Origin of the sequence: Pseudomonas sp. MNR3A, from assembly GCF_009650575.1 — a bacterium.
Taxonomy (GTDB): domain Bacteria; phylum Pseudomonadota; class Gammaproteobacteria; order Pseudomonadales; family Pseudomonadaceae; genus Aquipseudomonas; species Aquipseudomonas machongensis.
This window is the reverse complement of the sequence record NZ_VZZS01000029.1, coordinates 56,856-70,931: the sequence shown is the minus strand read 5'-3', so window position 1 is coordinate 70,931 and position 14,076 is coordinate 56,856. Positions and strand designations below refer to the sequence as shown.

Annotated in this window: 13 protein-coding genes; 9 read left to right on the top strand and 4 right to left on the bottom strand. The window is 64.3% G+C overall.

The window, feature by feature from the left end; all coding sequences use genetic code 11:
• Positions 1 to 13: 13 nt before the first annotated feature.
• From F6X62_RS19445 to F6X62_RS19430, 4 genes are all read right to left on the bottom strand, one after another.
• Complete coding sequence (locus F6X62_RS19445) at positions 14 to 301, bottom strand: YceK/YidQ family lipoprotein (RefSeq protein WP_153774447.1); 288 nt, start codon at positions 299 to 301, stop codon at positions 14 to 16.
• Positions 298 to 927, bottom strand: coding sequence for a flavin prenyltransferase UbiX (ubiX, locus tag F6X62_RS19440; RefSeq protein ID WP_153774446.1), 630 nt, complete (start codon positions 925 to 927; stop codon positions 298 to 300). Before ubiX ends, F6X62_RS19445 begins: the two co-directional genes overlap by 4 nt.
• Entirely contained in the window at positions 924 to 2,273 is a 1,350-nt protein-coding gene (gene mpl / locus F6X62_RS19435; RefSeq protein WP_065861507.1) for a UDP-N-acetylmuramate:L-alanyl-gamma-D-glutamyl-meso-diaminopimelate ligase, read from the bottom strand. The genes ubiX and mpl overlap by 4 nt, the downstream gene beginning before the upstream one ends.
• 66 nt (positions 2,274 to 2,339) lie before the next feature.
• On the bottom strand, positions 2,340 to 4,304 hold the full coding sequence (locus tag F6X62_RS19430) for a sigma-54-dependent Fis family transcriptional regulator (protein WP_153774445.1): 1,965 nt from the start codon (positions 4,302 to 4,304) through the stop codon (positions 2,340 to 2,342).
• Between the two features lie 265 nt (positions 4,305 to 4,569).
• On the opposite strand from F6X62_RS19430, the gene F6X62_RS19425 reads away from it, so the two are divergent.
• The 9 genes from F6X62_RS19425 to F6X62_RS19385 all read left to right on the top strand — a co-directional run bounded on the left by F6X62_RS19425 (position 4,570) and on the right by F6X62_RS19385 (position 13,848).
• Positions 4,570 to 6,090 (top strand): aldehyde dehydrogenase family protein, encoded by a 1,521-nt coding sequence (locus F6X62_RS19425; RefSeq protein ID WP_153774444.1) that lies wholly within the window; start codon positions 4,570 to 4,572, stop codon positions 6,088 to 6,090.
• Between the two features lie 192 nt (positions 6,091 to 6,282).
• A complete protein-coding gene (gene eat / locus F6X62_RS19420) occupies positions 6,283 to 7,731 on the top strand; it encodes an ethanolamine permease (RefSeq protein WP_054892792.1) in 1,449 nt (482 codons plus the stop codon).
• A 49-nt stretch (positions 7,732 to 7,780) separates the two neighbouring features.
• Positions 7,781 to 9,175 (top strand): ethanolamine ammonia-lyase subunit EutB, encoded by a 1,395-nt coding sequence (locus F6X62_RS19415; RefSeq protein ID WP_065861503.1) that lies wholly within the window; start codon positions 7,781 to 7,783, stop codon positions 9,173 to 9,175.
• Between the two features lie 8 nt (positions 9,176 to 9,183).
• A complete protein-coding gene (gene eutC, locus F6X62_RS19410; RefSeq protein ID WP_153774443.1) occupies positions 9,184 to 10,002 on the top strand; it encodes an ethanolamine ammonia-lyase subunit EutC in 819 nt (272 codons plus the stop codon).
• A gap of 107 nt (positions 10,003 to 10,109) precedes the next feature.
• Positions 10,110 to 10,568 carry a GNAT family N-acetyltransferase gene (locus F6X62_RS19405; protein ID WP_054892789.1) on the top strand — a complete coding sequence of 153 codons (459 nt, stop codon included), beginning with the start codon at positions 10,110 to 10,112 and terminating at the stop codon, positions 10,566 to 10,568.
• A 279-nt stretch (positions 10,569 to 10,847) separates the two neighbouring features.
• A complete protein-coding gene (locus F6X62_RS19400; protein WP_054892787.1) occupies positions 10,848 to 11,495 on the top strand; it encodes a DedA family protein in 648 nt (215 codons plus the stop codon).
• Positions 11,496 to 11,501: 6 nt separating this feature from the next.
• Positions 11,502 to 12,317, top strand: coding sequence for a zinc-dependent peptidase (locus tag F6X62_RS19395; protein WP_153774442.1), 816 nt, complete (start codon positions 11,502 to 11,504; stop codon positions 12,315 to 12,317).
• A gap of 93 nt (positions 12,318 to 12,410) precedes the next feature.
• On the top strand, positions 12,411 to 12,938 hold the full coding sequence (gene ppa / locus F6X62_RS19390) for an inorganic diphosphatase (protein WP_003255365.1): 528 nt from the start codon (positions 12,411 to 12,413) through the stop codon (positions 12,936 to 12,938).
• Between the two features lie 223 nt (positions 12,939 to 13,161).
• Positions 13,162 to 13,848: a S24 family peptidase gene (locus F6X62_RS19385; protein WP_112897234.1), complete on the top strand. Its 687-nt coding sequence runs from the start codon at positions 13,162 to 13,164 to the stop codon at positions 13,846 to 13,848.
• Positions 13,849 to 14,076 lie beyond the last annotated feature (228 nt).

Genomic DNA, 14,076 nt, shown 5'->3' with positions numbered 1-14,076 from the left:
CGCGACAGGGCCGTTACAGGCCGCCGCTGGCGTTGAACCCAACCCCCAGCGCCGTCAGCACCGACAACGGCAGCAGCAGTGTATCGAGCAACATGCTCCCGGGCAGATCCAGCGCAGGATAGCCCGGTGCCTTGGCCCCGAAGCGATCCTCAGGGCAGCACCCGCCATTCATCACATACAGGTCCAGCCGAGTGCCGGCATACACCACCGGCGCCCCCGGCTGGTTGGCATCCAGCGTTCGCACCGTCGCGCAACCACTCAGGCAGCCCAGCAGCAGCAAGCCTGCCAGCGCGCGCTTCAATCATCGACCCCGTAATGATGCTCGCCCCAGCGCGGCAACATGTCCTGGGGGATGTTCAGCAGGTTGAGCACTCGCGCGACAACGAAGTCCACCAGGTCATCGATGGTCTGCGGCTGGTGATAGAAACCCGGCGCCGCCGGCAGGATCACCGCGCCCAACTGCGAGAGCTTGAGCATGTTCTCCAGGTGGATGGTGGAGAACGGCGCTTCACGCGGCACCAGGATCAGCTGGCGGCGCTCCTTGAGCGTCACGTCCGCTGCCCGTTCGATCAAATTGTTGCAGGCACCGGTGGCGATTGCCGACAGCGTGCCGGTCGAACAGGGCACCACCACCATCGCCGCAGGTGCGCCGGAGCCCGAGGCCACCGGCGACATCCAGTCTTCCTTGCCATACACGCGGATCTGCCCATCGGCAGCGCCAGTGTATTCGGTCAGGAAGGCCTGCATCGCCTGTGGCTTGGGCGGCAACAGCACGTCGGTTTCGGTGGACATCACCAGTTGCGCAGCCTTGGAGATGAGGAAGTGCACCTCACGGTCCTCACGCACCAGGCAATCGAGCAGGCGCAGGCCGTATTGCGCCCCCGAGGCGCCGGTCATCGCCAGGGTGATGCGCTCCGGGCCGCTCACTTCAGGGCCTCGGCCAGCTTGCCGTGCAGACCGCCGAAGCCGCCATTGCTCATGATCACCACATGGGTACCCGGACGTGCCTGGCCCTTGATCCGCTCGATGATCGCCTCGAGGCTGTCGGCCACCACGCTCGGCACCGAGCACTGCGCTGCCGTGGCGGCCAGGTCCCAGCCCAGGTTGGCCGGCGCGTACCAGATCACTTGGTCGGCGTCGTTGACACTTTCCGGCAGGCCATCACGGTGAGCGCCCAATTTCATGGAGTTGGAACGCGGCTCGATCACCGCAATCACCGGTGCCTCGCCCACACGCTTGCGCAGGCCGTCGAGGGTGGTGGCGATGGCGGTCGGGTGGTGGGCGAAATCGTCGTAGATGGTCACACCCTGCACCTCGGCGACCTTCTCCATGCGCCGCTTGACGCTCTTGAACGCACTCAGGCCGTCGATGCCCATGGCCGGCACCACACCCACATGGCGCGCCGCCGCGAGCGTGGCCAGGGCATTGGCGACGTTGTGCTGACCGGTCAGGGCCCAGTCCACCACGCCTTGTGCTTCACCCTCGAACAGCACTTCGAAGCGCGAACCGTCCGGGCTGAGCAAGCGTGCCTGCCACTGACCGCCCTCGCCGGTGGTCTGCACCGGAGTCCAGCAGCCCATGCCGATGACCCGCTCAAGCGCCTGCTCGGTGGTCGGGTGGATGACCAGCCCCTCGCTCGGAATGGTACGGACCAAATGGTGGAACTGCCGCTCGATGGACGCCAGATCCGGGAAGATATCCGCATGATCGAACTCAAGGTTGTTGAGGATCGCGGTGCGCGGGTGGTAATGCACGAACTTCGAACGCTTATCGAAGAAGGCGCTGTCGTATTCGTCGGCCTCGACCACGAAGAACGGCGTGCCGCCCAGGCGCGCCGAGACCGAGAAGTTCTGCGGCACGCCGCCGATCAGGAAGCCCGGGCTCATGCCCGCATGCTCCAGCACCCAGGCCAGCATGCTGCTGGTGGTGGTCTTGCCATGGGTGCCGGCCACGGCCAGCACCCAGCGGCCCTGCAACACGTGGTCGGCCAGCCACTGCGGGCCGGAGACGTAGGGCAGGCCCTTGTTCAGCACGTATTCCACGGCAGGGTTGCCACGCGACATGGCATTGCCGATCACCACCAGGTCAGGAGCCGGCTCCAGCTGGGCCGGATCGTAGCCTTGGGTGAGCTCGATGCCCTGAGCCTCGAGCTGAGTGCTCATCGGCGGATAGACGTTGGCGTCGGAACCGGTGACGCGATGGCCGAGCTCCTTGGCGAGCACCGCCAGCGAACCCATGAAAGTGCCGCAAATACCGAGAATGTGAATGTGCATGATCGACCTCGCAAAACATCGAGGCAGGGTAGCCCAGGGCGAGGGAAATCGCACCCGCTGTTTCGCTCAACTGGCCCTGGCGATACCGTGTTTGCGCAGTTTTCGATACAAGGTATTGCGGCTGATGCCCAAGTGTTCGGCGACACGGGTCATGTGCCAGCGGTTTGCCTCCAGCACCCTCAACAGTGCATCGCGCTCGGCACTTTCCAGCGGTGCAAGATCATTACTGTGGGAGCGGGCTTGCCCCGCGATGGCGTCAGCACAGTCAACATCGCTGCCCCCGCTTGAGCCAGCGCGGGGCAATCCCATTCCCACAACGGTCTGGGGAAGGTCCGACAGCTCGATGCGCTGACCATCGCACAACGCCACCAAGGTCCGCAGTACGTTGCGCATCTGCCGCACGTTCCCCGGCCAGGCAAATTCCAACAACGCCTCACGCGCCTCGGGCGCGATTTCGATGGCTTGCCCTTCGGCCTCCTGACTCAGCAGGAAATCCAGCAACTGAGCCTTGTCGCTGCGCTCACGCACCGCTGGCAGCGCAACTTCCAGCCCATTGAGCCGGTAATACAGATCCTCACGGAACGCCCCCTGCGCCACCCGCTCCAGCAGATCCCGGTGAGTGGCGCTGACGATGCGCAGGTCCACCGCCTGCGGCTCACCCCCGATCGGCACCACCTGACGCTCCTCCAGCACACGCAGCAGGCGGGTCTGCAGGGCCAGCGGCATGTCGCCGATCTCGTCCAGCATCAAGGTGCCACCGTCCGCTTGCAGCAGCTTGCCGCGCATCCCTTCCTTGCGCGCCCCGGTGAAACTGCCGCCGCGATAGCCGAACAGTTCACTCTCGATCAGGCTTTCCGGAATCGATGCGCAGTTGATCGCCACGAACGGCTTGGCGCTACGTTCGCTGGCCTGGTGCACGGCCTGGGCAAACGCCTCCTTGCCGCAACCGGTTTCGCCACGCAGCAATAATGGTACGTCGCGCTGGTAAACCCGCAACGCACGATGAAAATCCCGTTGCAGGGCCGGGTCGAGCAGGCAGATGCCAGGCTCGGCACGCGGGGTGGCCAGCGGCAAGGACGCTGGCACCGACCACACCGGCTTGTGCGCCTGCCCGCGCACGCTGGCAAAGACCTGACGCCCGTCATGGGTCCGCAGCGGCCAGGCCGCGCTGCCTTGCGTCGTGGCGCGGCTGAACAGCTCGTCGTGACTGCAGGCGAAGAAGCGCCCGACCGGCTTGCCCAGCACCCCGCCACGAATGCTGCCCAACAGGTTCAGCGCGCTCTGGTTGACCGCACAGACCCGGCCATCGCCGTCAAAGGCCAGCAGCCCCTCGCTGAACAGCCCGACCGACTCGGCCTGCAGATGAAAGCGCAACAACCAGTGATGCTCGAAGTGGCGCAGGAAATAGCAACTCTCGATCATCTTCGCCGAGAGGTTGACCAGCGCCATGGTATGGAACTGGCTCTGGCGCGAGACATCCGGGCGCGCCGAGGATACATCGAGCACGGCCAGCAGCTCGCCGTGCGGATCGAACACCGGGCTGGCCGAGCAGGTCAGCCCGGTATGGCGGCCACGAAAGTGTTCGTCCTGGTGAATGGTCAGGGCCTGGCGCTCGACCAGGCAGGTGCCGATGCCATTGGTGCCCTCGCGCGCCTCGCTCCAGTCTGCACCCAGCCACAGCCCCGCACGCTCGAAGATCCGTCGCTCGCTGGGCGCGGTGACGCAGTTGAGGATCACGCCGCGGGCATCGGTAAGCAGCACCGCGTGGCCCGAGCCGGACAACTGCTGATGCAGGCTGTTCATCTCGCCATCGGCGATCTGCAGCACCTGCTGCAGGCGTTCGCGACTCTCCAGCAGGCGCCCGTGCTCGAGCACCACCGGAGCCTGGGCCAGCGCAGGGTCGAGGTGATAGTCCTCGAGGCAGCGCAGCCAGGAGCGCGCGATGGACGGGTCGCTGGCCGGGCCGTGGGGCTGCCCGCGAGCGACCGTGAGTACCTGCTGGGCATGGCGACTGAAAGCGTTGCTCTGCATTTTTGTTGTTCTCCGCAGATGAAGCGTCCCGCCAGCATCCTCCTCCCGGGAACGCTTTGCAATGACGGTCCGACCGTCGAGTCAGCAACGTCTCGCCAATGGCACAAAGTGTCACCCTGCCTGTACCGCACTCGGCACAACACCCGCTCGAAGTCGCTCGACAACTGATCCAAGTCATTGATCGCAAAGGGCTGCAAAGCACTGGCCCGACCTTTGCTCTACGCTTTCCAACTCCCCAACAAACACAATAGCCAGGAGACACACCATGCGTTACGCACATCCCGGTACCGAGGGCGCCAAAGTCTCGTTCAAGAGCCGCTACGGCAACTACATCGGCGGCGAGTTCGTAGCTCCGGTCAAAGGGCAATACTTCGAGAACACCTCGCCGGTGAATGGCAAGCTGATCGCAGAATTCCCCCGCTCCACTGCCGAAGACATCGACAAAGCCCTGGATGCCGCCCACGCCGCCGCCGACGCCTGGGGCCGCACCAGCGTGCAGGACCGCTCCAACGTTCTGCTGAAGATCGCCGACCGCATCGAGCAGAACCTCGAAGTACTGGCCGTCACCGAAACCTGGGACAACGGCAAACCGATCCGCGAGACCCTCAACGCCGACATCCCGCTGGCGGTCGATCATTTCCGCTATTTCGCCGGCTGCATTCGCGCCCAGGAAGGCGGCGCCGCCGAGATCAACGAAAACACTGTCGCCTACCACATCCACGAACCGCTGGGCGTGGTCGGCCAGATCATCCCGTGGAACTTCCCGCTGCTGATGGCCGCCTGGAAGCTCGCCCCGGCCCTGGCCGCCGGCAACTGCGTGGTGCTCAAGCCCGCCGAGCAGACCCCGCTGGGCATCACCGTACTGCTCGAACTGATCGGCGACCTGCTGCCCAAGGGCGTGCTCAACGTGGTCCAGGGCTACGGCCGCGAAGCCGGTGAAGCGCTGGCCACCAGCAAGCGCATCGCCAAGATCGCCTTCACCGGCTCCACCCCGGTGGGCTCGCACATCATGAAATGCGCCGCCGAGAACATCATCCCGTCCACCGTGGAGCTGGGCGGCAAGTCGCCGAACGTCTACTTCGAAGACATCATGCAAGCCGAGCCGACCTTCATCGAGAAGGCCGCCGAAGGCATGGTGCTGGCCTTCTTCAACCAGGGCGAGGTGTGCACCTGCCCGTCCCGTGCCCTGGTGCAGGAGTCGATCTACCCGCAGTTCATGGAAGTGGTGATGAAGAAGGTGCTGCAGATCAAGCGCGGCGACCCTCTGGACACCGACACCATGGTCGGCGCGCAGGCCTCGCAGCAGCAGTTCGAGAAGATCCAGTCCTACCTCAAGATTGCCCAGGAAGAGGGCGCCGAGCTGCTGACAGGCGGCAAGGTAGAGCAACTCGATGGCTCGCTGGCCACCGGCTATTACATCCAGCCGACCCTGCTCAAGGGCAACAACAAGATGCGTGTGTTCCAGGAGGAAATCTTCGGCCCGGTGGTCAGCGTCACCACCTTCAAGGATGAAGCTGAAGCCCTGGCGATCGCCAACGACACCGAGTTTGGCCTGGGTGCCGGCGTCTGGACCCGTGACATCAACCGCGCCTACCGCATGGGCCGGGGCATCAAGGCCGGCCGCGTGTGGACCAACTGCTACCACCTGTACCCGGCGCATGCCGCGTTCGGTGGCTACAAGAAGTCCGGCGTCGGCCGTGAAACCCACAAGATGATGCTCGACCACTACCAGCAGACCAAGAACCTGCTGGTGAGCTACGACATCAATCCGCTGGGCTTCTTCTAAACCGAGGTGCGCCCTTCGCGGGCAAGTCGCAGCGGCGAACCGCCGCTGCGACTTGCCCGCGAAGAGGCCCGACCTGCATACACCAGATTTCAGGCCGGTTGGCGCACCCCAACCGCTCTGGCTCGCTTCCTGCAACACAATCACCAAGGTCCGGAACCCCTTCCGGCCCGCAAAAAAACAACAGGTGAATCCATGCCAAGCGATCAATCCGCCGGCACGCCGGCAAGCTCCTCCGTAGATTTCGAGAAAGTCGGCTCCGACTATTTCCAGCAGCGTGAACTGAAAAAAGGCGCCGCAGGCTGGGTCCTGCTGGTGGGCCTGGGCGTGGCCTACGTGATTTCCGGCGACTACGCCGGCTGGAACTTCGGCCTCGCCCAAGGTGGCTGGGGCGGCATGTTCCTGGCCACATTGCTGATGGCCACCATGTACCTGTGCATGTGCTTCTCACTGGCCGAGCTGTCCTCGATGATCCCCACCGCTGGCGGCGGCTACGGCTTCGCCCGCAGCGCGTTCGGGCCCTGGGGCGGCTTTCTCACCGGCACGGCGATCCTCATCGAATACGCCATCGCCCCCGCCGCCATCGCCGTATTCATCGGCGCCTACTGCCAATCGCTGTTCGGCATCGGCGGCTGGATGATCTACCTGGCGTTCTACATCGTTTTCATCGGTATCCACATCTTCGGGGTCGGCGAGGCGCTGAAGCTGATGTTCATCATCACCGCCGTCGCAGCGATTGCACTGGCGGTGTTCCTGATCGGCATGGTGCCCCATTTTGATGCAGCCAACCTGTTCGACATCGCCAAGACCGACGCCGTCGGCGCCAGCAGCTTCCTGCCGTTCGGCTATGTCGGCATCTGGGCGGCAATCCCCTATGCGATCTGGTTCTTCCTCGCCGTCGAAGGCGTGCCCCTGGCCGCCGAAGAGACCAAGAACCCCAAGCGCGACCTGCCCCGCGGCCTGATCGGCGCGATGCTGGTGCTGCTGGCCTTTGCCCTGCTGATCCTGGTGGTCGGCCCCGGCGGCGCCGGCTCCGAAGCGCTCAAGGCGTCGGGCAACCCGCTGGTCGAGGCGCTGTCCAAGGCCTACGGCGGCTCGACCTGGATGGGCGGCTTCGTCAACCTGGTCGGCCTGGCCGGGCTGATCGCCAGCTTCTTCTCGATCATCTACGCCTATTCGCGGCAGATCTTCGCGCTTTCGCGCGCGGGCTACCTGCCTCGCAAGCTCTCGCAAACCAACAAGAGCAAGGCGCCGGTGCTGGCCCTGGTGATCCCCGGCATCATCGGTTTCGCCCTGTCGCTGACCGGCCAGGGTGACCTGCTGATCCTGGTCGCGGTGTTCGGCGCCACCCTGTCCTACGTACTGATGATGGCCGCGCACATCACCCTGCGCATCCGTCGACCGAAGATGGAGCGCCCGTACCGTACCCCCGGCGGCATCTTCACCTCGGGCGTAGCCCTGGTGCTGGCCTGCATCGCCGTGGTCGCCGGCTTCCTGGTCGACCCACGCGTGGTGATTGGCGCTGCCGTGATCTATGCGGTATTAATTGCCTACTTTGCTTTCTACAGTCGTCACCATCTGGTGGCCGGGACGCCGGAAGAGGAATTCGCCGCGATCCAGAAGGCCGAAGAGGCCTTGCACTGATCGCCGACTTACGCCGCAGGCCAGCCCTGCGGCGCTCTGGAGATTCTGTATGGCAAGTTTCGTACACACGGTAGGCAATCTGGTCTACCGCTTCGACAGCCTCAAGGAAGTCATGGCCAAGGCCAGTCCGGCGCGTTCGGGCGACTTCCTGGCCGGCGTCGCCGCCGCCAACGACGGCGAACGGGTCGCCGCGCAGATGGCCCTGGCCAACATCCCGCTCAATCACTTTCTCAGCGAAGCGCTGATCCCCTACGAACAGGACGAGATCACCCGGCTGATCATCGACACCCATGACGCCGCCGCGTTCGCCCCGGTCAGCCACCTCACCGTCGGCGGCCTGCGTGACTGGCTGCTCAGCGAAGCGGCCGACGAAGCCAGCCTGCGCGCCCTGGCCCCCGGCCTGACACCGGAAATGGCCGCCGCCGTGTCGAAGATCATGCGCGTCCAGGACCTGGTGCTGGTGGCACAGAAGATCCGCGTGGTCACCGCGTTTCGTGGCACCATGGGCTTGCGCGGGCGGCTGTCGACGCGTCTGCAGCCCAACCACCCCACCGACGAACCCGCCGGCATCGCCGCCAGCATCCTCGACGGCCTGCTGTATGGCAACGGCGACGCCATGATCGGCATCAACCCGGCGACCGACAGCATCGCCTCGATCTGTGCACTGCTGGAAATGCTCGACGCGATCATCCAGCGCTACGACATTCCCACCCAGGCCTGCGTGCTCACCCACGTCACCACCTCGATCGAGGCGATCAACCGCGGCGTGCCGCTGGACCTGGTGTTCCAGTCCATCGCCGGCACCGAGGCCGCCAATGCGGGCTTCGGCATCAACCTCAACGTACTCCAGGAAGGCTACGAGGCAGGGCTATCGCTCAAGCGCGGCACCCTCGGGCAGAACCTCATGTACTTCGAGACCGGCCAGGGCAGCGCGCTGTCGGCCAACGCCCACCACGGCGTCGATCAACAGACCTGCGAGACCCGCGCCTACGCCGTGGCGCGGCATTTCAAGCCATTCCTGGTCAACACCGTGGTCGGTTTCATCGGCCCGGAGTACCTGTACAACGGCAAGCAGATCATCCGCGCCGGCCTGGAAGACCACTTCTGCGGCAAGCTGCTCGGCGTGCCGATGGGTTGCGACATCTGCTACACCAACCACGCCGAAGCCGACCAGGATGACATGGACACCTTGCTGACCCTGCTCGGTGTCGCCGGGATCAACTTCATCATGGGCATCCCTGGCTCCGACGACATCATGCTCAACTACCAGACCACCTCGTTCCACGACGCGCTCTACGCGCGCCAGACGCTCGGCCTGAAACCCGGCCCGGAATTCGAGGCCTGGCTGGAACGCACCGGCATCTTCACCCAGGCCGACGGCCGGGTACGCTTCGGCGACAACCTGCCTCCGGCCTTCCGCCACGCGTTGGCGCAGCTCGCATAGGGACGACCATGGACCGACCTACCCCCACGCATGACAACCCCTGGCTGGCCCTGCGCAACCTGACGCCCGCGCGCATCGCCCTGGGCCGTACCGGTACCAGCCTGCCGACCGGGGCGCAGCTGGATTTCCAGTTCGCCCACGCCCAGGCCCGCGATGCGGTGCACCTGCCCTTCGACCATACCGGCCTGCGCCAGCAACTGAGCGACCGTGGCCGTGAAAGCCTGTTGCTGCACAGCGCCGCCGCCGATCGTCACCAGTATCTGCAGCGTCCTGACCTTGGGCGGCGCCTGAGCGACGACTCGGCACTGAAACTGCGTGAACACGCCAAGGCCAACCCGGGCGGCGTCGATCTGGCAATCGTGGTGGCCGACGGCCTCTCGGCATTGGCCGTGCATCGCCACACGCTGCCCTTGCTGAGCCGCTTCGAGGAACAGGCCGCCGCCGATGGCTGGAGCAGCGCCCCGGTGATCCTGGTGGAACAGGGCCGAGTCGCGGTGGCCGACGAAGTCGGCGAGCTGCTCGGTGCGCGGATGACCGTGATGCTGATCGGCGAACGCCCTGGCCTGAGCTCGCCCGACAGCCTGGGCCTGTACTTCACCTACGCCCCGAAAGTGGGCCTGACCGACGCCTACCGCAACTGCATCTCCAACGTGCGCCTGGAAGGCCTGAGCTACGGCATGGCCGCGCATCGCTTGCTGTACCTGATGCGCGAGGCCTGTCGCCGACAGCTTTCAGGGGTGAACCTGAAGGATGAAGCCGAGGTCCACAGCATCGACAGCGAAAACTCGTCCAGCAAATGCGGAAACTTCCTGCTCGGTGAAGGGTAGAAAACATGTAACCCAAGGCGGATTGCGCTTCTAGGCTGCCTTGGGGCAGCATGCCGGTACGAGGCAGCTTGCATCCCCCGTTCCCACATGGACTCTGAGGCCTGCTCATGCGCATCATCAAGGCAACCCTGGAACACCTCGACCTGCTCACCCCGCTGTTCGTCACCTATCGCGAGTTCTATGGGCAACTGCCCTACCCGGACACCTCGCGCAGTTTTCTCGAGAAGCGCCTGAAACGCGGTGAATCGGTGATCTACCTGGCCCTGCCGGATGACGACAACAGCAAGCTGCTGGGTTTCTGCCAGCTCTACCCGAGTTTTTCCTCGCTGTCGCTCAAACGCGTGTGGATCCTCAACGATATCTACGTTGCCGAGGATTCCCGACGCATGCTGGTGGCCGACCACCTGATGCGCGAAGCCAAGAAGATGGCGAAGGAAACCAACGCCGTGCGCATGCGCGTATCCACCAGCAGCGACAACGAGGTAGCGATGAAGACCTACGAGTCCATGGGCTTTCGCAAGGATACCGAGTTCGAGAACTACGTCCTGCCGATCAGCCAGGATTGACCGACCGGGCTCATCTGAAATTGCTTGACGTGCCTCCTATTGCAAGCAACAGTCCTGTGCAGATCTGAAGGCCAGTGCCGTCCACCCTGCGGGGGACGGCTTACGCCGCCCCGTAACCCCCCGCTACAAACTCCCCGGGCATCTTCACGACTTCGCCGTATAATGCCCCATTCGTCATGTGTGAAAAGTTACCCATCCACCGGTGAACATGCCCACGCAAAATGACGTCGTCCGTCATCGCGCGCCCGTGGAAGCGGGTCAAGACAACAGGTGCTGTACATGGAATTCAACCCGCTGGACCTTATCCTGCATCTCGATGCCTACCTCGACCTGCTGGTGACCAACTATGGTCCCTGGATCTACGCCATCCTGTTCGCGGTGATCTTTTGCGAGACCGGCCTGGTGGTCATGCCCTTCCTGCCGGGCGATTCGCTGCTGTTCATCGCCGGCGCCGTGGCCGCGGGCGGTGGCATGGATCCGGTACTGCTCGCCGGCCTGCTGATGGTCGCCGCGATCCTCGGCGACAGCACCAACTACGTGATCGGACGAACGGCCGGGGAACGCCTGTTCCGCAACCCGAACTCGAAGATCTTCCGCCGCGACTACCTGCAGCGCACCCACGAATTCTACGAACGCCACGGCGGCAAGACCGTCACCCTTGCCCGCTTCCTGCCCATCCTGCGCACCTTCGCCCCGTTCGTCGCCGGCATTGCCCACATGCACTACCCGCGTTTCCTCGGTTTCAGCGTCGCCGGCACCCTGCTGTGGGTTGGCGGCCTGGTCACCCTGGGCTATTTCTTCGGTAACGTGCCATTCATCAAGCAGCACCTGTCGCTGATGGTCGTGGCCATCATCGTCCTGTCGCTGGTGCCGATGATCCTGGGCCTGCTGCGTGGCCGACTGGGCCGTACCGCCAAGGCCCACTGACCGTCCATGTGGTCGTTCAGCGCCTGGCGGCGCAAGCGCACCCTGGCGCGCTACCAGGTCGATCAAGCGCTGTGGCAGGCGATCCGTGACCGCCTGCCCCTGCTCGACGGCATCAGCGACGAGGAAGACCGCTGGCTGCGCGAGGCCAGCGTGCTGTTTCTCTACGACAAGCACCTCACTACCCTGCCCGGCGTCGAGCTGGACGACGAGCAGCGCCTGTTCCTCGCGGCCCAGGCCCAGCTTCCACTGCTGCACCTGGGCGAGCTGAACTGGTACCAGGGCTTTCACGAGATCATCCTCTACCCCGACGACTTCAAGAGCCCCCAGCGCCACCGCGATGCCAGTGGTGTCGAGCATGTGTGGGACGGCGAACACAGCGGCGAGGCCTGGCAGCAGGGCCCGGTGATCATGGCCTGGGCCGGCGTCGAGGCCAGCGGCGGTTGGGAAGCCTACAACCTGGTGATCCACGAGCTGGCGCACAAGCTCGACATGCTCAACGGCGACGCCAACGGCCTGCCGCCCCTGCACCCGGGCATGGACGTCAATGCCTGGGCCCACGCCATGCAGCAGGCCTACGACGACCTCAACCGCCAGCTCGACGCCAACCCTGACCTGGAAACGGCCATCGATCCCTACGCTGCGGAAAATCCGGCCGAATTCTTCGCCGTGACCAGTGAATACTTCTTCAGTGCTCCAGACCTGCTGCACGAGAGTTATCCACAGGTGTACCGGCAATTGTCGCTGTTCTATCGCCAGGACCCGCTGGCCCGCCTGACACGCCTGCAGGCCGAACACCCGCAGTACCGCGACGCCCCCTCCTGATACGCCCGCACATCAGGCCGACCGTGGCATGCGCTGGCGGAATGTGCCTATAATCGCCGCCACTTTTTTGGTCAATCACGGGGGCAAAGCCCAATGAGCTACAGCAAGATTCCTGCGGGCAAGGACCTGCCGAACGACATCTACGTCGCCATCGAGATCCCTGCCAACCACGCGCCGATCAAATACGAGATCGACAAGGACAGCGATACCCTGTTCGTCGACCGTTTCATGGCGACCCCGATGTTCTACCCAGCCAACTACGGCTTCATCCCCAACACCCTGGCCGACGACGGTGATCCGCTGGACGTGCTGGTCGTCACCCCGTACCCGGTCGCCCCAGGCTCGGTGATCCGCGCCCGTCCGGTCGGCGTACTGAACATGACCGATGACGGCGGCGGCGACGCCAAGGTCATCGCCGTACCGCACGACAAGCTGTCGCAGCTGTACGTCGACGTGAAAGAGTACACCGACCTGCCGGCACTGCTGATCCAGCAGATCGAGCACTTCTTCGCCAACTACAAGGATCTGGAGAAGGGCAAGTGGGTCAAGATCGAAGGCTGGGAAGGCGCTGACGCCGCCCGCGCCGCGATCACCAAGTCGGTTGCAGCCTACAAGGGCTGATGACCGCCTTGCCATGAAAAGCCCGGCCATCGTGCCGGGCTTTTTCATGCCTGTCGGATACAGACCCCGTTTTCTTGCGGGGTCGTCAAATGTCTCATCCAAAAATAAAAGAGAAATCCCACATCAGCCTGCAAAAGCAGCCGACAAAATCTCCAGATTCCCACCCTTAGCATAAACACCCTGTTTATTTCCTCCCCTCGCGCCACAATCTAGACTCGCCGCCATGAACAATTCCGGTGACCGTCTCAAGACCCTCCTGCAGGAATGTGGCCTGACCCCTTCCGACTTCGCCGCCCAGCGCAATGTCACACCCCAGCACGTGAACAACTGGTTCAAACGGGGTATTCCCCTGGCGCGCCTGGACGAAATCGCCGACCTGTTCTGCGTCTATCGCCACTGGCTGCGCAGCGGCGAAGGCCCCAAGCACCCGAGTCCGATCCTGCGCCCCGGCCTGCCACAGCCCGAAACCGCGCCCCCCGGCCATGGCGGCAGGCAGATATGCGTCGATTTCCACCGCCTGCTCGACGGCCAGCTCATATCGGATCCGGAGCGCCACCTGCTGGTGTCGGCGCAGGCATTGGAGACGCTCGGCATCCTCCCGGAAAACGCCATTTGCCTGGACATGCCAGACGCCAACATGGCACCGCTGATCCCCATTGGCGCCGCCCTGGCCATCGACCGCAGCCTGACCCGCGTGGTCGACGGGCAGACCTACGCGCTGATGCACGAGGGCCGGTTGCGGGTGCACAGCCTCAGCCTGAACCATAACGGCACGCTGTGCCTGCACAGCCACGACCGACGCAACTACGCCGTCGAGCGCTATACCCCGGCCCAACGCCACGCCCAGGGCATGCAGGTACTGGGGTGGGTATTCTGGTGGTCGTGGTTCAGCCGTCAGCGGCCCGTATGAAACACCCGGTGCCAATTTTCGCTGGGCATCCCTGGCGAGCCCTAGTATGCTACGCGGCACATTTAGCCGAGGGTCGGCACAAGCCGCATCCCAGAGTACCTGACGACGCCCCACACGGCCGTTTGTCATCTTTTTCAGGCCTCGATGGCCAACCTGTTAAGGCGGTTGCGGCTTACCAAAAATTAGCCAAGCCCGTCCCCGAGAGCCGGCCACAAGCCGGCTTTTTAC